The following is a 21952-nucleotide window of genomic DNA, read 5'->3' as shown; positions in this document are numbered from 1 at the left end:
CAAGCGTCCACGTGAGCAGCACCGATCTGTCCGGGGACCCCTCCCGGGACGATGAGCCGCGACGGCACGCCGCCGCGGAGGGCCTGCCGGCCGCCGAGGCCGCCGGAGGCGACGTCATACCGGCGGCCGAGCCGCCCGGCGGACCGCTGGCCTCTCCGGTCGGCCGGCTGGCCGTCACGGTGGAACGCCTGCGCCACGAGGTGCAGGCGGCGCACGCCGCGGCCGACGGACGCGCCCTCATGGATCTCGCCAAGGGCGTGCTCGTCGAACGCCTGCACTGCGGTCCCGCCGAAGCCGCCCGGCAACTGGCCGAACTCGCCGAACAGTCGGCGATGACGCCGCTCGAACTGGCCGTCGACATCATCAACCAGGCGGCACGCGACCGCCTGACCGAGGTCGCGGTCGACTTCGCGACGGCGGTCCGGGGCACCCCGCCCGCCGCGCCGGCCGCCGTGTCCGCCGTACGGCTGCGCACAGCGGAGAGCAGCGCCCTGGCCGCCGAGGACACCCAGGCCGTCGCCGACTCCCTGCTGCAGCACGCGCTGGAACCTCTCGGGGCGACCGGCGTGGCGATCTGGGCGGCCGGCGCCGACGGCTCCCTGACCCTCGCGGGCAGCTCCGGGTTCCCCGAGGGCGAGGCGGAGCGCTGGTGCTATGTGCCGCCGGGCGTGGCGACCGTCGCCCGCACCGCGCTGACCGAGCGCCGGCCCGAGTGGATCCGGTCCCTGGCAGCGTCCGGGCCGCCGTCCATCGGCCGTACCCATCACCCCGACGGCGGAAGGGTCGCCGTCCCCACCGGAGTGGGCGGACGGATCCACGGCGTGCTCGAGATCTGCTGGCCGACCCCGCTGGTCCCGCAACCACCCGCTGTCGTCCGGCAGTTCGAGGCGCTCGCGGAACTGTGCGCGCACACCCTGGAGATCCACTCGCCCTCCACCCTGCCGCTCGACGGCCCTCCGCTGAGGTCCGGCCTGTCGGAACTGGCGGACCTGGCCGACTCGCTGTACGACCCCACGCTGGTGCTCACCCCCCAGGTGGACGACACCGGACATCTCACCGACTTCCGTATCCACCACGTCAACCACCGCTTCCGCGACCCCGCGGGACGCCCCCGCAGCACCGTCGACGGCGCCCTGCTGCTGGAGGCGTACCCCCTGGCAGCGGACGAGAACGGCCTCTTCAGCCACCTCGAACGGGTCTACGCCACGGGCGAGCCGTTCCGGGCCGGCCACATGACACTCACCGCGCTCGTGGACCAGGTGCCGCTGTCCTCCGTCGCAGAGGTCAGCATGACCCGACACGGCGACAGCGTGCTGCTGATCTGGCGCATCGAGGACGAGATGGCCCGCCTGGCCAATCTCCTCGAACACGCGCAACGCCTCGGCCGGATCGGCGGTTTCGAGGAGAACTTCGTCACGGGCGAGATCACCTGGAACAGCCAGCTCTTCGCCCTCTACGGCCGCGCGGAGACCGACGGGCCCGCCCCCGTCGAGGAACTGCGGGCCCACGCCCACCCGGACGACGCCGTCACCATCGGCCGCTTCCTGCGGACCGTGCTGCACCACCGCAAACCGGCGTCGGCGGCCTTCCGCCTGCTGCGCCCGGACGGGGTGACCCGCCACATCCGGGTGGTCGCCGAACCCGTCGTGGACATCGACGACAGCCTCCTCGCCGTCCGGGGCGCCTACCAGGACGTCTCGGCCCAGCACTGGACCGAGGTAGCCCTCGCCGCCACCCGCGACCAACTCGCCCACTCCGAACAGCAGTCCGCGGAGCGGAACCGACTGGCCCTGCAACTGCAACAGGCCATCATGCCCTCCACGGCGGCACCCCTCGACGCGCCGGGACTGCGCACGGCCGTGCGCTACCGGCCCGCCGAGACCGATCACCTCGTGGGCGGCGACTGGTACGACGCCGTGGTCCTGCCCTCGAAGCACATCCTGCTGAGCGTCGGAGACGTCGCCGGGCACGGCATCGAGGCGGCCACCAGCATGGTCGTGCTCCGCAACGCCCTGCGCGGCCTCGCCGTCACCGGAGCGGGCCCGGCCCAGCTGCTGTCCTGGCTGAACAGCGTCGCCCACCACCTCTCCGACTCGGTGACGGCGACCGCAGTCTGCGCGCTGTACGACCCCTCGAGCCGGGTCCTGCGCTGGGCCCGAGCCGGACATCTGCCGCCGGTCCTCGTACGGGACGGTCAGGCGACGACCCTGCCCCTCCTCAAGGGCCTGCTGCTCGGCGCCGCGTCCGACATCACCTACCAGGAGGAGGAGATGCGGCTGGAGATCGGCGACACGCTGCTGATGTACACCGACGGACTGGTGGAACGCAGGGACCGCTCCATGGAGGAGTCCCTGAAGCACCTCCTGGTGACCGCCAGTGCCAAGAAGACCACCCTCGACCAGCGCCTCGACCATCTGCTCACGTACAGCAGGTCCGACACGGACGACGACACCTGCATCATCAGCATCGAGGTCATGTAGATCGAAGCCATGGAGGCGGCCTCAGGCTGTCGCGCGTCAGAGGCGTGTCCGGAACGCGTGCTCCGGCCTCGTGTGACACGCGCCATACACAGCCTCGGGAACTCATCTGACGGCCCGTCCGACCTCTGAACCGGTGCGGCGCGATCCGAGCGACGTCGTACGACGTGACCTGGAGACGCGGTTGATGGACGAGGCTCAGCAGTCCCCTTCGAGCGGCGTGGGCGCGGGCCTGCGGAGAGCGGCGCCTCCGCCCGCGCTCTGCGGCTTCCTCCTGCTGCTGGTTCTGATCTTCGCGGTGTCCTACGCCGTCGGCGTCGGCGCCGGCCCCGTCGCACCCGGGATGCGCGGCGACAGCACGAGCCGCGACGGCGGCGAACCGGGCGGTCACGGTGGCGGCGGCATGGGAGACATGGATGGCATGCAGGGGGGACACGGCTGATGGGCGCTGAAGCGGGGACGGTCCTGGTGACGACCGACCTGACCGTCGGCGGCATGACCTGCGCTGCCTGTGTGACCCGGGTCGAGAAGAAGCTCGGCAAGCTGGACGGGGTCACCGCGACCGTCAATCTGGCCACCGGCATGGCCCGCGTGAGTCATCCGGCGGACATCGGCCCGGAGGAACTCGTCGCCACCGTCGAGAAGGCCGGCTACACCGCCGCCCTGCCCGAGCCGCCCAGGAAGGCGGAGGAGCCGGCGAGCGACGACGGCGGCGATGCCGAGGGCACCCGGCAGGAACGGAACCGGCTCGTCGTCACTGCCCTGCTCGCGCTGCCCGTACTGGTCCTGTCCATGGCGCCCGCCTTGCAGTTCCGCAACTGGCAGTGGCTCTGCTTCGCACTCGCCGCGCCCGTGGCCGTATGGGGTGCCTGGCCCTTCCACACACGGGCGGTCCGGGGACTGCGGCACTCCGCGGCGACCATGGACACGCTCGTGTCGCTGGGTGTGGTGGCGTCCTTCGCCTGGTCGGCGTACGCGCTCTTCCTCGGGGGCGCCGGCGACCCCTGGATGAAGATGCCGTTCACCCTTGTACCCACCGCCTCGGACGGCGTCGCTCACCTCTACCTCGAAGCGGCCGTGGGTGTACCGCTGTTCGTGCTCGCCGGGCGGTTCCTGGAGGCACGGGCCCGGCACGGGACGGGGGAGGCGCTGCGGTCGCTGGCCCGGCTCGCGGCCAAGGAGGTCTCCGTCCGGACGGCCGACGGCTCGGAACGGCTCATCGACGTCGAGGAGTTGAGGGCCGGACAGGTCTTCCTCGTACGACCGGGCGAGCGGGTCGCCACCGACGGGGAGGTGACGGAGGGCAGTTCGGCCGTGGATCTGTCCCTGGTCACCGGCGAGAGCGAACCCGTGGAAGTCGGACCGGGATCGGCGGTGGTGGGCGGAGCCGTCAACGCCGGAGGGCTGCTGCTCGTCCGCGCCACGGCCGTCGGCGCCGACACCCAACTCGCCCGGATCACCCGGCTGGTGACCGAGGCGCAGGCCGGGAAGGCGCGCGCCCAGCGGCTGGCCGACTCGGTGGCCGGGGTGTTCGTGCCGGTCGTGCTCGCTCTGGCCGTCACCGCGCTCGGCTTCTGGCTGGGCGCCGGCGCCGATCCGCAGGCCGCGCTCACCGCGTGCGTCGCGGTCCTGGTGGTCGCCTGCCCGTGCGCGCTGGGCCTCGCCACACCGACCGCGCTGATGGCCGCGACCGGCCGGGGCGCTCAGTTGGGCGTGCTCGTCACCGGCCCGCAGGCCCTGGAGGGGCTTCAGCATCTCGACGCCGTCGTGCTCGACAAGACCGGCACCCTCACCACCGGCCACATGACCGTCGCCCGGATCACGGCCGTAGCGGACGGGCTCGGAAAGGCGGCGGTACTGCGGCTGGCGGGCGCCGTGGAACAGGGGTCGGAGCATCCCCTGGGGCGGGCCGTCTGCGCCTGCGCGCGGCGGGAGCAGGGCGAGCAGAGGCTGCCGGAGGTGAGCGAGTTCAGCGCGCTGCCGGGGCGCGGAGTGCGGGGGCGCGTCGAGGGGCGGCTGGTCGAAGTCCTCGCCCCCGACGACGACCTGCCCGGCGAACTCGTGGACGCCCTGGCCGGGGCCGAGGACGCCGCGCGTACGCCTGTCGTGGTCCGCGTGGACGGCAGGGCCGAGGCCCTGATCGAGGTCGGGGACGTCCTGCGGCCCGGCAGCTACCGGGCCGTGGACCGGCTGCGGCGCCTCGGAGTACGGCCCGTCCTCGCCACCGGCGACCGTGAGGCGCCCGCCCGGGCCGTCGCGCGGGCGCTCGGCATCGAGGAGGTGCACGCCCGCCGCACCCCCGAGGACAAGGCCGCTCTCGTACGGGACCTGCAGGAGCAGGGGTACCGGGTCGCGGTCGTCGGGGACGGTGTCAACGACGCGGCCGCGCTGGCGGGTGCCGATCTGGGCATCGCCATGGGCGGCGGCACGGACGTGGCGGCCGGCGCCGCCGATGTCACGCTCGTGCGCGGCGACATCGAGGCCCTGGCGGACGCGGTCCGGCTCGCCCGGCGCACGCTGGCCACGATCCGCGCCAACCTGGTGTGGGCCTTCGGCTACAACGTCGTCACCGTCCCGCTGGCCATGGTGGGTCTGCTGAACCCGATGCTCGCCGCCGCGGCGATGTCGGCCAGCTCGGTGCTGGTCGTCGCCAACAGCCTGCGGCTGCGCGCCTGGCAGCCCTCGCCCTCGGCCTCCGCCGCCGCCCGGAGGCACACCCGATGACCGGACAGCTCCCCTGGCGCCCGACCCGCCGCCGGCTCACCGACACCCTCGTCGCCGCGGTCGCACCCGTCGCCGCGTGCGGGCTCGCCCTCGGCGGACTGAGCCTCTGGACCGCCTACGGCAACGCCGGCACCCCGGCCTCGATCAAGGTCACCGACGGCAGGATGTTCGCGCCCACCGGTAGCACCCCGGACACGGCGGCCTACTTCCGCATCGCCAACAGCGGAGGCGCGCCGGACCGGCTGCTGAAGGTGACGACCGCCGGAACCGGCGACCGCGGGCCCACCCTGAGCCGCCACGTCATGACGAGTTCCAACACGGCCTCCGACCGCACGGTGTCCTCGGTCGGAGTCCCGGCCGGAACGAGCCTCGCGATGTCACCGGCGAGCCTCGGCGTGATCGTGCCGGTGAGGAAGGGCGGCTGGCGGACCGGTGACCTCGTCGCCTTCACGCTGCACTTCGAACGCGGCGGGGCGGTGAAGACCCTCGCGGTGGTGGTCCGACCCGGACAGGACCGTGGGTGAGCGGGCGTCATGACCGCTGGGTGGTGTGCGCGCACGGTGCGGGCCGCGGTGTTCGCGGCCCTCTGCGTGCTGCTCGCCGCCCTCGGGCACGTACTGATGTCGGGCTCCGCCGTGCCGTGGTGGACCCTGGCCGCCGGGTTCGCCGTCACGAGCGGCGCCGGCTGGGCGCTGGCGGGCCGTGAACGGGGCTTTCCGCTGGTCGTGACGGTGGTCGTCGTCGCGCAGGGGACGCTCCACTCGGCCTTCTCCTGGGGCCAGTCGACGGCGCCGGGCTCCGGCACAGGTGCCGGGGTGCCGTCGGACATGGGCTCGATGGGCATGGGATCCATGGGCATGGGCCACGCGGCGCACGCCCAGCACATGGGCCACATAGGCCACATCAGCCACATGGGCCACATCAGCCACATGGGCCACATGGGCCACATGGACCCTATGGCCCACGGCACCGGCGACCCGTCGTCGCTCGGCATGCTCGCCGCCCACCTGCTGGCCGCTCTGCTGACCGGTGTGTGGCTGGCGTTCGGTGAACGGGCGGCCTTCCGTCTTCTGCGGGCCGTCGCCGGCCGGCTGGCCGCTCCGCTGCGGCTGCCGTTGCCGCTGCCCGTCCCGCCCCGTCGGCCCCGCCTGCGGCCGACGCGTGAACGTGCGGAGCGGGTCCCGCGGCTGACCTTCGCGTACACGATCGTCTCTCGGGGGCCTCCGGCCGGGACCGCTGTCGTCTGAGACAGCCGGCTCCGTCCCACTCCCGTCCAGGGCCCCTTCGGCCGTGGCGTGCTCAACCATGCCACCACCCTGCCGAACCGGCCCCGGATCACCCGAGAACGAGAAGGACATCAGGTGATCACTCCTGTCCGCGACGACCGCGCCACGGCCTGGGCTCTCGCCGCCCGGACCGGCGACCCCGACGCCGTCGACCGCTTCGTACGCGCACTCCACCCGGACGTCGTCCGCTACGTCACCTACCTCTCCGCCGACCGTCAGGCGGCCGACGACCTGACGCAGGACACGTTCCTGCGGGCGCTCGGCAGCCTGCACCGGTTCGAGGGGCGCTCGTCGGCACGCACCTGGCTGCTGACCATCGCGCGCCGCACGGTCGTCGACAGCCTGCGCTACGCCGCCACACGGCCGAAACAGGCCGACGTCGACGACTGGACGGCATGGGTCGAACGCGCCCAGCCGACCGGTCTGCCCGGCTTCGACGACGGCGTGGCCCTGCTCGACCTGCTGGACGCGCTGCCCGCGGAGCGCCGTGAGGCGTTCGTCCGCACCCAACTGGCGGGACTGCCCTACGACGAGGCGGCCCGGGCGGGCGACTGCCCCGTGGGCACGATCCGTTCGCGGGTGGCACGGGCCCGGGCGGCCCTCGTCACGCTCCTGGAGGAGGCCGAGAAAGCCGGCGCGGGCGGGGAACTCGAGCCCGTCCCCGACCGACTACTGGTCCGACACGACAGTCCCAGGGCGAAGGCGGTTCGGAACAGGTGAGAGGCAGACGGTGACACCAGAGATAGAGAACGCCTTCGCCGCCGTCCGAGCCGAGTTCGGCGCGGAATCGATCACCCGGGTCGAGCGGATGCTGCAGCCGGGCGGGGTCGAACGGCATCCGCTGCAGAAGGCGGCCAAGTGGATCATGCCGGGCCTCTCGCCCACTCCCTGGCACGACCCCTACGCCCACGCCGAACTGGCCCCCGTCGTACGGGAGCTGGAGGCTCACCACCGGACCATCAAGAAGGAGCTGCTCAGCGCGTGGGAGGAACGCCGGGAGGCGTTCGCCGACTACGAGCACTATCTGACACGCCAGGAGAACTGGCAGGCCCTGTACCTCTACCGCGACGGCGGCCTGGTCGAGGAATCGGCCATCGCGGCTCCGACCGCCTATCGGGTACTGAAGGACGTCGCTGTCGACACGGGCAAGATATGCCCTCTCCTGGAAAGCCACTTCTCCACCCTGCTGCCGGGCGCCTTCATCGAACCCCACTGCGATCTGTGGAACTTCAGCATCAATCTGCATCTCGCGGTGGACATCCCCGAAGGGTGCCGCATCACGGTCGCGGGGGAGACCCGCTCATGGGAGGAGGGCAAATGCCTCCTCTTCGACTACTCCTTCGAGCACGAGGCACGTAACGACGGCACCAGGCCACGGACCTGCCTGCTCATCGACCTCTGGCACCCGGAGACGACCCTTCCGGAACGTCGGGCGCTGGTCGCCCTGATCACCGAGATCCGCCGGCTGATGGGGGAGAGCGGGGGCGACCGATGACGGCCGCGACAGAGCCGGGAAGAACCGCCCCGCGAAAGCCGCTCGGGCTTCCGCTGCTCGTGCTGGCGGCGGCGCAGCTCGTCATCTCGCTCGACTACAACATCGTGTACGTCGCGCTGCCCGACATCGGCAGCGGGCTGGGCTTCTCCGACCATGACCTGCAGTGGGTGGTCAGCGCCTATGTCGTGGCCACCGGGGGCTGTCTGCTGCTGGGCGGGCGGGCCGCGGATCTGCTCGGCCGGCGCCGGATGTTCGTCCTGGCGGCCCTGCTGTACGCGGGTTCCTCCCTCGTGGGCGGAGTCTCGGAGTCACCCGGCGTCCTGATCGCCGTCAGGGTGGTCCAGGGGATCGGCGGCTCTCTGCTGTTCCCCGCGACGCTGTCCCTGATCAACACCCTGTACGACGAGGGACCGGACCGGAACCGTGCCCTGGCGGTGTGGAGTGCCGCCGGCGCCGGCGGGCTCTGCTTCGGCTCCCTCCTCGGCGGCTTCCTGGTGGAGGCGTTCGGCTGGCCGGCTGTGTTCTTCGTCAACGTGCCCGTGGCCGGGGCTCTCGCGGTCGCCGGGTGGTCGCTCTTCCCCGGGGACGGGCCGGTCGACCGCTCGCGGCACTTCGACGTGGCGGGCGCGCTGACCGCGACGGGCGGGGTCACACTCCTGGTCTTCCTGCTGGTGAGGGCCCCCGCGGAGGGCTGGGCCAGTCCCACGGCCCTCACGAGCGCGGCGCTCTCGGCCGTTCTGCTGACGCTGTTCGCCGTCATCGAGACACGGTCCCGTGACCCGCTCATGCCGGCCCGGCTGTTCGCCCACCGGGGCCTGCTCACGGCCATGGGGGTGACCGCCCTGTTCAGCGCCACGTTCAGTTCGGTGCCGTACTTCTTGACCCTGTATTTCCAGACCGTCCACGGCTACAGCGCGATCGCGACGGGGCTCGCGTTCCTCGTGCCCGCCGTGGTCGTGGCCCTCGGTACGCAGGCGGGCGAACGGGCCGTGTCCGCCTTCGGCACGCGCCGCATGCTGGTCGGCGGCATGGCGCTGGGTGCCGCCGGGGCCGCGGCCCTCGGCCTGGCGCTCACCTCCGACGGTTCGTACCCCGCTCTGCTGCCGGGGATCGTGCTGCTGGGGCTCGGCCAGGGGGCCGCGTGGACGGGGATGTGGATCGCCGCGTCCGCCGGAGTGGCCCCAGAAGACCAGGGCATCGCCTCGGGGCTGGCGTCGACCACGCTCCAGGTGGGCGGGGCGGTCGGCCTCGCAGTCCTGGTCGCGGTCGCCGGGGGAGTCGGGCAGAACGGCTCCGGCCCCGGGCTCCTCGACGGCATCCGTACCGCTGTCCTCGTGATCGCGGGCGGTATCGGCTGCGGCGCGCTCGCGCTGCTCCTCCTCCCCAGGGCCACCGGCACCACCGCGGCCGAGGGGACCAGCGGTCCCTGAGCCCTCCTCTCTGCCCCGGCCACGCGCAGGTCGTGGGCTGTCTCGTCTCACTTTCACGTAAGGACACCTCGTCATGGAGATCAAGCAACAGCCCGGCGACGCGATGGGCGCGACGGTCGAGGACTTCGACCACACCACCGCCTCGGAAGCCGATATCGCGGCGCTCAAGAACACCGTCTACACCAAGAAGATCGCGATCCTGAAGGGCCAGGACCTCGCTCCCGAGCAATTCCTGGAACTCGGAAAGCGGCTCGGCCGCCCCGAGACGTACTACGAGCCCATGTACAAGCACCCCGAGGTGCCGGAGATATTCGTCTCCTCCAACGTGCCGGAGAACGGCAAGCAGATCGGCGTACCGAAAACGGGCAAGTTCTGGCACGCCGACTACCAGTTCATGCCGAACCCCTTCGGTATCACCCTCATCCACCCTCAGGTCGTCCCCGAGAAGAACCGCGGCACGTACTTCATCGACATGGGCCGGGCCTACGAGAGACTGCCCGCGGACCTCAAGAAGGAGATCGCCGGAACCTACTGCCGGCACTCCGTGCGCAAGTACTTCAAGATCCGGCCCCAGGACGTCTACCGTCCGCTCTCCGAAATCATCGACGAGGTCGAACGGAAGACCCCGGCCGTCCGGCAGCCGACCACCTTCACCCACCCCATGACCGGCGAGACGGTCCTCTACATCAGTGAGGGCTTCACGGTCGGCATCGAGGACGAGGGCGGCCGGCCGCTCGACGAGGAGCTGCTGAAGCGGCTGTTCGACGCCACCGGCCAGCTCGACGAGGCCTTCGAGCACGAGAACATCCACCTGCAGGGCTTCGAGAAGGGCGACCTGCTGGTCTGGGACAACCGCAGCCTCATCCACCGCGCCCGGCACACCACCACACCCGAGCCGACCGTCTCCCACCGCGTCACCGTGCACGACGAGCGTCGGCTCCACGACGGGATGGAGGTGGCGGCATGACGGACGAAGCGCTGCTGGCCCAGGTGCTGGCGCCCTACAAGGAGCACTGCAAGTACCTGCGTTCGGCTGCCGTGACGGAAACGGACGGCCGGGCTTTCGCCCATTGTGAGTTCGAGATCCCCGAGTCGTGCTACATCGACGACACCGGGCATCTGAATTCCGTCGAGGTGAACATCTGCTACAACCAGATGATGTATTACCTCGTCGCCAAGTCCGTGAAAGACGGGATCGGTACGGGGTTCGAATCCTGGACAATGGACGACTTCTGGAAGCATCAGCTGCCGGACATTCTCATCGCCCGTTTCTCGGCGCGTTTCCGGCGTCCGGTCGATCCCCGGGCCTTCTCCGGGGAGATGGAATTCCGGTCCGTCACCCGGCGCACCCGGGCCGACGGCACCCCGTTCCTGCACGCCGATACCGCCTTCCGCTACCGGGACGCCGCATCGGGCCGCTGCGACGGCGAGGTGACCCTCGCGTTCGTCAACGTCCCCTGACCGCCGAAGGGTTCACCTGTGAAGACACTCGTCCAGACCACCCGGCACCACGCCGAGCACCGACCGGACCACCCGGCGGTGCTGTGCGAGGGCCGCAGCCTGACCTACGCGGCCCTCCACCGCGAGAGCAACCGCGTCGCCCACGCCCTGCGCGCCGCCGGGCTCACCCCCGGTGACCGGGTCGCCTACCTCGGCAAGGAGTCCGAGCACTACTACGAGATCCTCTTCGCCTGCGCCAAGACCGGCACCGTCCTCGTCCCGGTCAACTGGCGGCTCACCGCACCCGAGGTCGGCCACATCCTCCAGGACTCCTGCACCCGGCTGCTGTTCGTGGAGGAGGAGTTCGCGGCAGCCGTCGCATCGGAGCCCGAAACCGTCGTACACCTGGGCTCCCTGGAGGAATGGCGCGCACCGCACCCGCACCATGACACGGAGTTCGAGGCCACCTCCGACACCCCCGTCGCCCAGCTCTACACCAGCGGCACCACCGGACTGCCCAAGGGCGTCGTCCTCGCCCACCGCAGCTTCTTCGCGATCCGCGACGCCCTGGGGAGCGAGGGGCTTGACTGGATCGACTGGCGGGCCGACGACATCGCCCTGATCGGCATCCCCGGATTCCACATCGGCGGACTGTGGTGGGCCACGCAGAACCTCGACGCCGGCACCACGGTCGTCGCCCTGCGCGCCTTCGCCGCCCGCCAAGCCGTCGACCTCATCCGCGACCTCGGCATCACGACCGCCTGCGTCGTGCCCGCCATGCTCCGCATGATGCTCTTGGAACCCGGCGTCGGAGCCGAGGACTTCACCACCCTGCGCAAGACGGTCTACGGCGGCTCCCCGATCTCCGAGGCCCTGCTGGAGGAGAGCCTCGCCGTCCTCGACTGCGAGTTCGCCCAGATCTACGGCCTGACCGAGACCGGCAACACCGCCGTCTGCCTGCCACCGGCCGCCCATGTCCCCGGCAGCCCCCTCATGCAGGCCGCGGGCCGCCCCTACCCGGGAGTCCGCAGCAAGGTGATCGACGGGGAGGGCCGCGAACTGCCGCCGGGCGCCGTCGGCGAGGTCTGCCTGGCCACGCCCGCGCACATGGTCGAGTACTGGGGCCTGCCCGACAAGACCGCCGAGACCCTGGTCGACGGCTGGATCCACACCGGGGACGCCGGATACGTCGACGAGGACGGCTACGTCTTCATCCGCGACCGCATCAAGGACGCCGTCCTCGTCGCCGGCGAGAACGTCTACCCCGCCGAGATCGAGAACGTCCTGGAAAGCCACCCCCAAGTCGCCGAGGCGGTCGTCGTCGGCGCCCCCGACGAACGCTGGGGCGAGTACGTGCACGCCTTCGTCGTCCCCACCGCCGGGCTGCGGCCCAGGCCCCGGGACCTGCACACCTTCCTCGTCCCGCGCCTGGCGAGCTTCAAGCTGCCCGCCCGCTATGAGTTCATCGACAGCGTCCCGCGCAACCCCAGCGGCAAGATCCTGCGCCGGGAACTGCGCGACCGCTTCTGGGGCGACTCCGCACGCAAGGTCAACTGACCGGACGCCACGGCCCACCGGTCCATCGGTCCACCGGTCCATCGGCTCATTGAGAGAGAACGACATGCCTGCTCCCCTCACGCTGGAGGGTTTCCGCGCCGACCTGGCGGAACTCCTGCACCAGCAGCCCCACGAAGTCGACCTCGACGAGAACCCCTTCCACGCGGGACTGGACTCCCTGCGCGTCGTCACCCTCATCGAACGGTGGCGGGAGTCCGGCGTGGAAGTGACCTTCGTCGACCTCGCCGAGTGCACCTCGTTCGCCCAGTGGTGGCGGCTGCTCTCCGTATCCGGGGGAGGAACCGCGTGACAGCGGTGCGCCATCCGCTGCTGGCCGCCCAGGAGGGCATCTGGACCGGCCAGCACCTCGACGCGGACAGTCCCGCCTACAACACCGCCGAGTACGCGCACATCCACGGCCCGCTGGACCCCTCCGCCTTCGAAGCGGCGCTGCGCCACGTGGTCGCGGAGACGGAGGCCCTGAACGCCGCCTTCGTCGTCGACGACCAGGGCCGCCCCTGGCAGACCGACGCCCCGGCCGCCGACTGGCGCCCGTACACCGCGGACCTCACCGGCGAGCCCGACCCGTACGCGGCGGCCCTGGCCTGGATGGACCAGGACATGGCCCGACCCGTCGACCTCACGCGCGACCCCCTCTTCGGCCACGCCCTGCTCCGCATCGCACCGGAGGAGTACCTCTGGTACCACCGCGTCCACCACATCGCCCTCGACGGCTTCGGGCTCTCGCTCGTCGCGCGCCGGATCGCCGAGGTCTACACGGCACTCGTGGCGGGCGAGCCGCCGGGGGACAGCGGGTTCGGCACCCTGGCCTCGGTGCGGGACGAGGAACGGGCCTACCGCTCCTCACCCCGCTTCGCCCAGGACCGCGCCCACTGGACGGACCGGTACGCGGACCGGCCGCCCGTGGCCACGCCCGCCGGCCGTACGGCCCTGCCCGCGCGCACGTTCCACCGCAGGGTGGTCGACCTCGACGCCGCTCGGACGGTGTCCCTGCGTGCCGTCGCCCGCGACATCGAGATCACCTGGTCGGAGATCCTGCTGGCCGTGACCGCGGCCCATCTGCACCACACGACCGGAGCCGGGGAGATCGTCCTCAGCCTGCCGGCGATGGGCCGCCTCGGCTCCGTCTCACTGCGCGTCCCCTGCATGGTGCGCAACATCCTGCCCCTGCGCGTCACCGTCACCGCTTCGGACAGCCTGCGCGACCTGGCGGCCCGGGTCTCCGCCGAACTCCGCACCGGACTCCCGCACCAGCGCTACCGCTACGAACATCTGCGGCGCGACCTCGGACTCGTCGGCGGACAGCGCCGGTTGTCCGGCCCCGGCGTCAACATCATGCCCTTCGCGTACGACCTGCGATTCGCCGGACACCGCAGCACGGTCCACAACATCTCCGCGGGCCCCGTCGACGACCTGTCCGTCAACGTCTACGACCGCTCCGAGGGCGGGGGCCTGCGCATCGCCTTGGACGCCAACCCCGACCTCTACGACGAGGCGGACGTCACCGCGTTCCAGGAAGGGCTGCTCTCCCTGCTCGAAGAGGCCGTCGCAGCCCCCGACCGGGCGCTGGGGGAGTCGCGTGCGCGTGAAGCGGTCCAGGTATTGGACGGAGGGCCGCTGCCCGGCCCGGCGCGTGGGGTCCTCGACCTGATCGCCGGCCAGTCCGCCCGGAACGGTGGATCCGTCGCCGTGGAACACGACGGGCGCACCATCACCTACGCCAGACTCCTCGGCTCGGCACGCTCGCTCGCCCGACGCCTGTCCGCTCACGGGGTCGGCCACGGTGACCTGGTGGCCGTCGCCCTGCCGCGCGGCATCGAGGCCGTCACCGCCGTCCTGGGAGTCCTGGCGTCCGGGGCGGCCTACTGCCCGCTCGATCCGGCAGCGCCCCCGGCGCGCAGGGCCGAGCTGCTGGCCGACGCCCACCCCGCGCTCGTGGTGACGTCCGGCGCCCGTACGGGCGACTTCACCGACCTGCCGATACTGCGACTCGACCAGCCGGAACCCGAGTCCCCGGCCGCCACGCCGACGGCACCGACGCCGGACGGTCTCGCCTACGTCCTCCACACCTCGGGCTCCACCGGCCGTCCCAAGGGCGTGGAGATCGACCACCGTGCCCTGGCCCATTTCGTGGCCGGCGCCACCCACCGCTACGGCCTCCACCGCGGTGACCGCGTCCTGCAGTTCGCCCCGCTCCACTTCGACACCAGCGTCGAAGAGCTCTTCCTTACGCTTTGCGCGGGCGCCACCCTCGTGGTCCGCGACGGCGACATGACCGAGTCGGTCCCCGGGTTCCTGGACGCCTGCGCCCGGCTGCGGATCAGCTTCCTTGACCTGCCGACGGCGTACTGGCACGAACTGGCCTACGCCGTCTCGACCGGTACCGCGACCCTGCCCACCGAGGTGCGTACCGTCGTCATCGGCGGCGAGCCGGCCCTGCCCGCCCGGGTCGACGGCTGGCGCAAGGCCGTGGGGACGTCGGTCCGGCTGCTGAACACCTACGGCCCCACAGAGGCCACCGTGGCCGCCACCGTCGCCGACCTCCACGACCCCTCACTCGCCCCCGGGGACGTCCCGATCGGGCTGCCCCTCCCCGGCACGAGGGCGGCGGTCGTCGACGGCGAACTCCACCTCCTGGGCGACAACCTGGCCCTCGGCTACCGAGGAGAACCGGTCCCGGACACCTCGCGCTTCGCCCCGCTCGACCGCCTCCCCGGGGCGCCCCGCGCCTACCGCACCGGTGATCTCGTGCGGATCGGCGACGACGGGCAGCTACGCCATCTGGGCCGCGCGGACAGCGAGTTCAAGATCAGCGGACATCGGGTGCACCCGGCCGAGGTCGAGAGTGCGCTGGTGACCCAGCCGGGGGTCCGAGACGCCGCTGTCGTCGGCCAGGTGCTGGGCGACGGAACACGGCGGCTGTGCGCGTACGTCGTCCCGGACGGGCCCGCCCCGGCCGCGGCCCTGATCCGCGAGCGCCTCCGGGAGGTGCTGCCCGCGGCGATGATCCCGACGGCCGTGGAGTTCCTGGACCGCCTGCCCCGGACCAGCTCCGGGAAGACCGACAGGAAGGCGCTGGCCACCCCCGGCGAGCAGCCGGAGAGGGCGGTGGCCGACAGCTCGATGGAGCGCACCATCGCCGCCGCCTGGCAGCACATGCTCGGCGTGTCCGCCGTATCCGCCGAGGACGATGTCTTCGACCTCGGCGCCCAGTCGCTCCAAGCCATCCAGGTAGCGAACCGGCTCGGCGTCGAACTGGGCCGCGAGGTGAAGGTGGCCTGGCTGTTCCAGCACCCGACCCCGGCCGGGCTGGCCCGCTACCTGGAGCGGCAGGGCCGGCCGACCGTGCCGGGTCTTCCGGCGTCCCTGCTCACCGACAGCGTCCTCGACCCGGACATCAGGCCCGGCGACGGCGGCCGGACACACGGCACACCGGACAGGGTCCTGCTCACCGGCGCCACGGGCTTCGTCGGCGTACACCTGCTGGCGGAACTCCTCACCGGCACCGACGCGGAGGTCGTCTGCACGGTCCGCGCCCCGAGCGCCGCCGAGGCCACCGCCCGCCTTCACCAGGCCCTGGAAACCCACCGCATACAGCTCCCTGAAGCGGCGAGGAAACGCGTCACGGCGGTCTGCGCCGACCTGGCCCGACCCCGACTCGGCCTGGACGAAGAGACGTTCAGCGAACTCGCCCGCACCTGCGGGGCGATCCTCCACAACGCGGCGACCGTCAGCATCATGCGCGACTACACCACCCTCCACGCCGCCAACACCCAGTCCGTCAAAGACCTGTTGCGCATGGCGGCCGTACGGTCGGCCCCCCTGCACTTCGTCTCCACCCTCTCCGTCGCCCCGCCCTTCGCCCTCAGCCCTGAGGTGCCGGAGGCGTTCCTGCCGCCCCACCCCGGACTGCGCTACGGCTACCAGCAGTCCAAGTGGGCGGCCGAGCGCCTGCTCGAACAGGCCGCCGAGCGGGGTCTGCCGGTCACCGTGCACCGGCTGGGCCGCGTCGTCGGCCCGCACGCCACCGGCTACGTGAACGAGCGGGACTTCCTGTGGAGCGTGCTGCGCGCGGGCGTTCCCGCGGGCATCGTGCCCGACCTGTTCGAGGAGGAGGTCTGGACGCCGGTCGACCACGCCGCGAAAGCCCTGGTCCACCTCAGCCTCGGTCAACCCCTCTCGGCGGCACGGGTGTTCAACCACGCCGACAGCGTCCCCGTGCGACTGGGCGAGGTCTACGACTGGCTGGAGGAGTACGGCTACCCCCTGCGGCGCATGCCGCTGGACCAGTGGCGTGCCGAGCTTCCCCGTACGTCCGGTGCGGCGGCGACCACGCTCGCCTTCTTCGACTCCTGGGACACCGAGCCCGACCTGCGTCTCGGACGGGTCCGCGCAGACAACGTCGTGAGCGGACTGCACGGCAGCGGCATCACCCGCCCGTCCGTCGACCGGGACCTCGTCTTCCGCTACCTCGACCACTGCGTGGCCACGGGCGTGCTGCCCCCGCCGCCCCGAAAGCGGAGCCATCTCGCCTCGTCCGCAAAGTAGTTGGCCGCGTCGGGAACTCAACGGCTCCGCCCCCCGACTACTGCACCGGAACCCACCACGGCTCACGAACAGCCCGCACCAAGGAGCAAGCATGTCGACGAAACGGCCGGTCGCCGTAGCCCTGGCCGGCGCCCTCTGCCTCATCACCACGGCATGCGCCGGCTCCTCGACGGACCAGGGAAAGGCGTCCAAGGCCGCCGCGCCCGGCTACCCCGTGACCCTCGACAACTGCGGGGTGCCGGAGAAGTTCACCAAGACGCCCGAACGCGTCGTCCTCATGAACGGAGCCTCGGTCGCCGAGGTCTCCACCCTGCTCGCCCTGGGCCTCGGCGACAAGATCGTCGCCAACCAGCAGAGCTACGGCATGTCCGAGGTCCCCGGCCGCGCCAAGGCGATCAAGGCGCTCCCGAACGGCGACGTCAAACTCAACGACGCCTACGACATCCCGCGCGAGGCGATGATCGGCCTGCGCCCCGACCTGGTGCTCTCCACGACCTCCTACGGCTTCGACGAGAAGAACGGCTTCGCCACCCGCGAGCAGCTGGAGCAGGTCGGAGCCAACAGCTACGTCTCCCCGCAGGGCTGCGACCAGGACACCTCCAAGATGACCATCGCGGACAGCTACACGCTGCTGCGCGACATGGGCAAGATCTTCGGCAGGAGTGAGCGCGCGGAGAAGCTGATCGCGGCCTCGGAGGAGAACATCGCCGGCGTCTCCGCCAAGGTGAAGGGCGAGAAGAAGCCCAAGGTCATGGTCCTGTTCTCCAACATGGCCATGGGCGGCAACGACTTCAGCTCGGTCGTCGCCAAGGGCATCTACAACGACATCCTCGCCCAGGCCGGCGGCTCCAACGCCTTCGAGAACGCCTCCAAGACCTCCTTCGCCGACCTGAGCAAGGAGAAGGTGGCCGCCACCGACGTCGACGCCCTCGTCGTCATCGGCTACAACGACCCCGATCCGGCGGCCTACGCCAAGAAACTGCTGAAGGAGTTCCCCCAGTGGCCGGCCGCGAAGAACAAGAAGTACGTGGCGCTGTCGGACTCGATGTACCTCGGCCCGAGCAACGACCTGGCCGTGGAGAAGATCGCCGGGATGCTGCACCCCGACAAGGTCTGAACGGCCTGCGGCTGTCGCTCGCCGTCGGTGTCCTGCTGGTCGTCCTCGTCGCCGTCATGGTGGTGGCGGTGAGCATCGGAGCGGTCACCGTCCCGGTGACCGACGTATGGCGGATCCTCCTGCACCACATCACCGGGCAGGGCGCCACCGCCGACCCGGCGACCGACCAGATCGTCTGGAGCTTCCGGGCTCCCCGCGTCGCCCTGGCCGCCCTGGTCGGCGCGGGCCTGGCCGTCGCCGGGGCGGTCCTGCAGACCCTGGTCTCCAACCCGCTCGCCGACCCGATCGTCCTGGGCTTCTCCTACGGAGCCTCGCTCGGGGCCGTTCTGGTCATCACCCTCGGCGGTGTCGCCCTCGGCGGGCTGGCCGGTCTCGGGGTGTCGGGGGCCGCGTTCGTCGGCGCCCTGGCTGCCGGGGCCCTGGTCTTCGCCCTGGGACAACGACGGGGCCGACTGGCCCCCACCCGACTGGTCCTGGCCGGAGTCGCGGTCGGCTACGTCCTGCTGTCGCTGACCAGCTTCGTCCAACTGATGGCCACCCCAACCGAGTTGCGGACGGTGATGTTCTGGATGCTGGGCAGCGTCGCCGGAGCCCAGTGGGACCAACTGCCCACCGTCACGGTCGTGGTCCTGACGAGCACCCTCGTACTGACCCTGTTCGGACGGCGGCTCAACGCCCTGCTGGCCGGCGACGAGTCCGCCACCGCGCTCGGCGTGGACGTCAACCGGCTGCGCGCCGTCCTGCTGGTCATCAGCGCCCTGCTCACCGGCACCGTCATCGCCGTCGCGGGCGGCATCGGCTTCGTCGGCCTGATGATCCCCCACCTGGTCCGCCTCACCGTGGGCGCCGACCACCGCAGGCTGCTGCCCCTGACCGCGCTCCTCGGAGCCGTCTACCTGGTCGTCGTGGACCTGCTCTCCCGGACCGTCAACCGCCCCAACGAACTGCCGCTGGGCATCCTCACCGCCCTGCTCGGCGCCCCCTTCTTCCTGTGGCTGCTGCGCCGCAACAAGGGCCTGGACACCGTATGAAACTGACCGTGGACAACCTCCACATCACCCTGGACCGCCGGCCGATCCTCCGCGAGGTGAACCTGGAGGCCGCCAAGGGCGACATCGTCGGGCTCGTGGGCCCCAACGGCAGCGGCAAGTCCACCCTGCTCCGCACGGTCTACCGCTCACTGCGCCCGGCCGACGGCGTCGTCAGAGTGGGCGACGACGACGTCTGGGCGCTGTCCGCGCGCACCGCCGCCCGCCGCACGGCAGCCGTACTGCAGGACGCCGGCACCAGCACCGGCCTGACCGTGACCGAGATCGTCGCCCTGGGCCGGACCCCCCACCACGGCCTCATGGGCCGGGACGGCGCCGAGGACCGCCGGGCCGTGGCGGAGGCCGTCGACCGCTGCGGCGTCGCACCCTTCGCGGACCGCGACTACGCCACCCTCTCCGGCGGCGAACGCCAACGCGTCCTCCTGGCCCGCGCCCTCGCCCAGCGCCCGCATCTGCTGGTCCTGGACGAACTCACCAACCACCTCGACATCCGCGCCCGTTTCGAACTCCTGGACCTGATCCGCAGCACCGGCATCACCACCCTGGCTGTCCTCCACGACCTCGACCTCGCCGCCCGGCTCTGCGACCACCTCGTGGTGCTTCACGAGGGCGAGGTGGTGGCGGCCGGACCCGTACTGGATGTCCTGACGCCGGACGTCCTGCGTGGCGTCTTCGGCGTACGGGGCAGGACGGAGCGGCACGAGGACGGCGTCGTCCGTATCACGTACGCGGCCCAGCCGCTCGCCCCGGAGCCGCCCGGGACGGCGTACTCCGAGGCCCCGGCCCCTCGCGTCAAAGATCCGTCAGCATCGGCCCGGCAGCCGTCAGCGTCCCGTCATGAAGGGTCAAAGGACCTGGGGGCCCGGGCATAGCGTCACTGGAGAGCACCGGCACGCACCCCCGCACCGGGGGTTGTCAGCCGGCCGGTCCCTTCCAGGAGGCGTCCCATGCCAGAACTCTTGCCCGGCGAAGACCCGGAGCCTTCCGATCGTCTCCCGGCCGGACTCCTGTTCGTGCCCGTCCGGCCGGGACCAGACGGGTGCGTGGCCCGTCTCTTCCGCACACCGCTCGGTGAGCGCACCACCGTCGGATTCACGTCCCGACGCGCACTGGCCGAGACGCTCGGCCCCGACCAGGCGTGGATCAGGCTCGCCGAGCCCGCGCTGCGCGCACTGACCGCACCGCTCGGCGTCACCGCCCTCACGGTCGACCCCCAGCTGTGCGCACCGGCGCCCGCACGGACCGCCCCCCGATCCGCCGCCTGCGGACCGGGGAAGTCCACGGCGCCGCTCCAGGAGGCCTCCGCACTCGTCCCGGCACTGGCGCTGCTGATCGCAGGAGAGGGGATCACCCGATGACGACCGTCCACGAACCCGCGGTCACCACCGCTGCCACCACCGCCGCCGACCTGTCGGTGTGGCCCGCCTCCACCACCGAGCCCCGTGCGGGGGACCTGACCGTCGGTGGCGTACCGCTCGCGGAGATAGCGGACCGCTTCGGCACCCCCGTCTACGTCCTGGACGAGGGCGAGGTCCGCGAACGCTGCCGCACCTACCGGACAGCCTTCCCCGACACCGAAGTCCTCTACGCCGCCAAGGCGTTCCTGTGCCGGGCCATGGTCCACTGGATGGAGGAGGAAGGCCTGGGCCTGGACGTCTGCTCCGCCGGTGAGCTGGAACTCGCCGTCACCACGGGCTTCCCGCCCGAGAAGATCGTCCTGCACGGCAACGCCAAGTCCCCGCGCGACCTGGACACCGCCCTGCGCCTCGGCGTCGGACGGATCGTGATCGACAGCCCCTCCGAGATCGCCCGGCTGGCGGCGGCGGTCGGACCCGACGGCCACCAGAAGGTCATGGTCCGCGTCGTGCCCGGCATCAGCGCAGGCGGCCACGCCAAGATCCGCACCGGCACGGAGGACCAGAAGTTCGGCCTGTCGATCTCCGACGGCTACGCCCAGCACGCCATCGCCCGCATACTCGACCAGCCCCAGCTCGAACTGACCGGTCTGCACTGCCACCTGGGCTCACAGATCACCAGCGTCAAGCCCTACCTCTCCGCCGTACGCCGCATGGTGGGGCTGATGGCCCGGCTGTACGAGCAGCACGGACTGGTCCTGCCGGAGATCGACCTCGGCGGCGGCCACGGCATCGCCTACCGCCCCGGCGACGAGGCCCTCGACCTCACCACCCTGGCCCGCAAGGTCCGCGCGGAGCTGACCGAGGCGTGCGCGTCGGCCGGCCTCACCGTGCCGCGCCTGATCATCGAGCCCGGCCGGGCCATCGCCGGCCCCGCCGGCATCGCGCTGTATCACGTCCTGTCCGTCAAGCGCACCGGAGGCCACACCTTCGTGGCCGTCGACGGCGGCATGAGCGACAACCCCCGGCCGGCGCTGTACGGGGTGCGGTACGCGCCGCGCCTGATCGGCCGCCGCGGCAGCGCGTCCCCGGCCCTGGTGACCGTCGTCGGCCGGCACTGCGAGGCCGGTGACGTGATCGCCGCCGACGTCCCGCTGCCCGACGACGTACGCCCCGGGGACCTCCTCGCCGTCCCCGTCGCGGGCGCCTACCACCTGTCGATGGCGAGCGGCTACAACCTGGTCGGCCGCCCGCCCGTGGCCGCCGTGCGCGACGGCCGCGCCCGGCTCCTCGTACGCCGCGAGTCCCTGGACGACATCCGCAGCCGGGACGTGGGCCTGTAGCCCGCCGCGTCCCCCGCACACCACCTCCGGGCGAGCCTTGGCCCGGCCCTCGCCCGGAGGTGTTCCAGAAAGCCCCCATGACACCGGACGGGGACGTACTGCCCGTGGCC

General features: G+C 71.8%; 18 protein-coding genes. All 18 read left to right on the top strand.

The features are described 5' to 3' along the window. Nucleotides 1–11: 11 nt before the first annotated feature. The 18 genes from KJK29_RS00765 to lysA all read left to right on the top strand — a co-directional run bounded on the left by KJK29_RS00765 (nt 12) and on the right by lysA (nt 21842). Nucleotides 12–2480, top strand: coding sequence for a SpoIIE family protein phosphatase (locus KJK29_RS00765; RefSeq protein ID WP_215116628.1), 2469 nt, complete (start codon nt 12–14; stop codon nt 2478–2480). A gap of 184 nt (nt 2481–2664) precedes the next feature. After that, nucleotides 2665–2919 carry a hypothetical protein gene (locus KJK29_RS00760; protein WP_215124093.1) on the top strand — a complete coding sequence of 85 codons (255 nt, stop codon included), beginning with the start codon at nt 2665–2667 and terminating at the stop codon, nt 2917–2919. Further along, nucleotides 2919–5201, top strand: a complete 2283-nt coding sequence (locus KJK29_RS00755; RefSeq protein WP_215116627.1) for a heavy metal translocating P-type ATPase — start codon at nt 2919–2921, stop codon at nt 5199–5201. The genes KJK29_RS00760 and KJK29_RS00755 overlap by 1 nt, the downstream gene beginning before the upstream one ends. Further along, nucleotides 5198–5725: a copper chaperone PCu(A)C gene (locus tag KJK29_RS00750; RefSeq protein WP_215116626.1), complete on the top strand. Its 528-nt coding sequence runs from the start codon at nt 5198–5200 to the stop codon at nt 5723–5725. Before KJK29_RS00755 ends, KJK29_RS00750 begins: the two co-directional genes overlap by 4 nt. 9 nt (nt 5726–5734) lie before the next feature. Then, nucleotides 5735–6448, top strand: coding sequence for a hypothetical protein (locus KJK29_RS00745; protein WP_215116625.1), 714 nt, complete (start codon nt 5735–5737; stop codon nt 6446–6448). Between the two features lie 114 nt (nt 6449–6562). Continuing rightward, entirely contained in the window at nt 6563–7207 is a 645-nt protein-coding gene (locus tag KJK29_RS00740) for a sigma-70 family RNA polymerase sigma factor (protein ID WP_251057662.1), read from the top strand. Nucleotides 7208–7217: 10 nt separating this feature from the next. Then, nucleotides 7218–7982, top strand: coding sequence for an aspartyl/asparaginyl beta-hydroxylase domain-containing protein (locus tag KJK29_RS00735; RefSeq protein WP_215116624.1), 765 nt, complete (start codon nt 7218–7220; stop codon nt 7980–7982). After that, on the top strand, nt 7979–9412 hold the full coding sequence (locus KJK29_RS00730) for an MFS transporter (RefSeq protein WP_215116623.1): 1434 nt from the start codon (nt 7979–7981) through the stop codon (nt 9410–9412). Before KJK29_RS00735 ends, KJK29_RS00730 begins: the two co-directional genes overlap by 4 nt. A gap of 73 nt (nt 9413–9485) precedes the next feature. Continuing rightward, on the top strand, nt 9486–10379 hold the full coding sequence (gene scoE / locus KJK29_RS00725; protein ID WP_215116622.1) for a (3R)-3-[(carboxymethyl)amino]fatty acid oxygenase/decarboxylase: 894 nt from the start codon (nt 9486–9488) through the stop codon (nt 10377–10379). Then, nucleotides 10376–10873 (top strand): (2E)-enoyl-ACP glycyltransferase, encoded by a 498-nt coding sequence (scoD, locus tag KJK29_RS00720; protein ID WP_215116621.1) that lies wholly within the window; start codon nt 10376–10378, stop codon nt 10871–10873. The genes scoE and scoD overlap by 4 nt, the downstream gene beginning before the upstream one ends. Nucleotides 10874–10891: 18 nt before the next feature. Then, complete coding sequence (locus KJK29_RS00715; protein ID WP_215116620.1) at nt 10892–12409, top strand: long-chain-fatty-acid--CoA ligase; 1518 nt, start codon at nt 10892–10894, stop codon at nt 12407–12409. Between the two features lie 64 nt (nt 12410–12473). Next, the gene (locus KJK29_RS00710) at nt 12474–12719 is read left to right on the top strand and encodes a phosphopantetheine-binding protein (protein WP_215116619.1); all 246 of its coding nucleotides are present in this window, start codon (nt 12474–12476) and stop codon (nt 12717–12719) included. Beyond that, nucleotides 12716–16978 (top strand): non-ribosomal peptide synthetase, encoded by a 4263-nt coding sequence (locus KJK29_RS00705; protein ID WP_215116618.1) that lies wholly within the window; start codon nt 12716–12718, stop codon nt 16976–16978. The genes KJK29_RS00710 and KJK29_RS00705 overlap by 4 nt, the downstream gene beginning before the upstream one ends. A gap of 91 nt (nt 16979–17069) precedes the next feature. Beyond that, complete coding sequence (locus tag KJK29_RS00700; protein WP_215116617.1) at nt 17070–18095, top strand: ABC transporter substrate-binding protein; 1026 nt, start codon at nt 17070–17072, stop codon at nt 18093–18095. A gap of 56 nt (nt 18096–18151) precedes the next feature. Then, nucleotides 18152–19126, top strand: coding sequence for a FecCD family ABC transporter permease (locus tag KJK29_RS00695; RefSeq protein ID WP_215116616.1), 975 nt, complete (start codon nt 18152–18154; stop codon nt 19124–19126). After that, the gene (locus tag KJK29_RS00690) at nt 19123–20016 is read left to right on the top strand and encodes an ABC transporter ATP-binding protein (protein WP_251057661.1); all 894 of its coding nucleotides are present in this window, start codon (nt 19123–19125) and stop codon (nt 20014–20016) included. Before KJK29_RS00695 ends, KJK29_RS00690 begins: the two co-directional genes overlap by 4 nt. Before the next feature lie 75 nt (nt 20017–20091). Beyond that, on the top strand, nt 20092–20502 hold the full coding sequence (locus KJK29_RS00685) for an SAV_915 family protein (protein ID WP_215116615.1): 411 nt from the start codon (nt 20092–20094) through the stop codon (nt 20500–20502). After that, the gene (lysA, locus tag KJK29_RS00680) at nt 20499–21842 is read left to right on the top strand and encodes a diaminopimelate decarboxylase (RefSeq protein WP_215116614.1); all 1344 of its coding nucleotides are present in this window, start codon (nt 20499–20501) and stop codon (nt 21840–21842) included. Before KJK29_RS00685 ends, lysA begins: the two co-directional genes overlap by 4 nt. Nucleotides 21843–21952 lie beyond the last annotated feature (110 nt).

The organism is Streptomyces koelreuteriae, assembly GCF_018604545.1.
Taxonomy (GTDB): Bacteria; Actinomycetota; Actinomycetes; order Streptomycetales; family Streptomycetaceae; genus Streptomyces; species Streptomyces koelreuteriae.
Note: the sequence above shows the minus strand (reverse complement) of the source record. Positions and strands in the feature narration are given on the sequence as shown.

What these genes read in the sequence shown, in the direction of transcription:
- scoE (WP_215116622.1), top strand. Translation starts at nt 9,486, where the DNA reads ATGGAGATCAAGCAACAGCCCGGCGACGCGATGGGCGCGACGGTCGAG.
- KJK29_RS00760 (WP_215124093.1), top strand. Translation starts at nt 2,665, where the DNA reads ATGGACGAGGCTCAGCAGTCCCCTTCGAGCGGCGTGGGCGCGGGCCTG.
- KJK29_RS00700 (WP_215116617.1), top strand. Translation starts at nt 17,070, where the DNA reads ATGTCGACGAAACGGCCGGTCGCCGTAGCCCTGGCCGGCGCCCTCTGC.
- KJK29_RS00750 (WP_215116626.1), top strand. Translation starts at nt 5,198, where the DNA reads ATGACCGGACAGCTCCCCTGGCGCCCGACCCGCCGCCGGCTCACCGAC.
- KJK29_RS00755 (WP_215116627.1), top strand. Translation starts at nt 2,919, where the DNA reads ATGGGCGCTGAAGCGGGGACGGTCCTGGTGACGACCGACCTGACCGTC.
- KJK29_RS00730 (WP_215116623.1), top strand. Translation starts at nt 7,979, where the DNA reads ATGACGGCCGCGACAGAGCCGGGAAGAACCGCCCCGCGAAAGCCGCTC.
- KJK29_RS00695 (WP_215116616.1), top strand. Translation starts at nt 18,152, where the DNA reads ATGGTGGTGGCGGTGAGCATCGGAGCGGTCACCGTCCCGGTGACCGAC.
- KJK29_RS00745 (WP_215116625.1), top strand. Translation starts at nt 5,735, where the DNA reads ATGACCGCTGGGTGGTGTGCGCGCACGGTGCGGGCCGCGGTGTTCGCG.
- KJK29_RS00685 (WP_215116615.1), top strand. Translation starts at nt 20,092, where the DNA reads ATGCCAGAACTCTTGCCCGGCGAAGACCCGGAGCCTTCCGATCGTCTC.
- KJK29_RS00710 (WP_215116619.1), top strand. Translation starts at nt 12,474, where the DNA reads ATGCCTGCTCCCCTCACGCTGGAGGGTTTCCGCGCCGACCTGGCGGAA.
- lysA (WP_215116614.1), top strand. Translation starts at nt 20,499, where the DNA reads ATGACGACCGTCCACGAACCCGCGGTCACCACCGCTGCCACCACCGCC.
- scoD (WP_215116621.1), top strand. Translation starts at nt 10,376, where the DNA reads ATGACGGACGAAGCGCTGCTGGCCCAGGTGCTGGCGCCCTACAAGGAG.
- KJK29_RS00690 (WP_251057661.1), top strand. Translation starts at nt 19,123, where the DNA reads ATGAAACTGACCGTGGACAACCTCCACATCACCCTGGACCGCCGGCCG.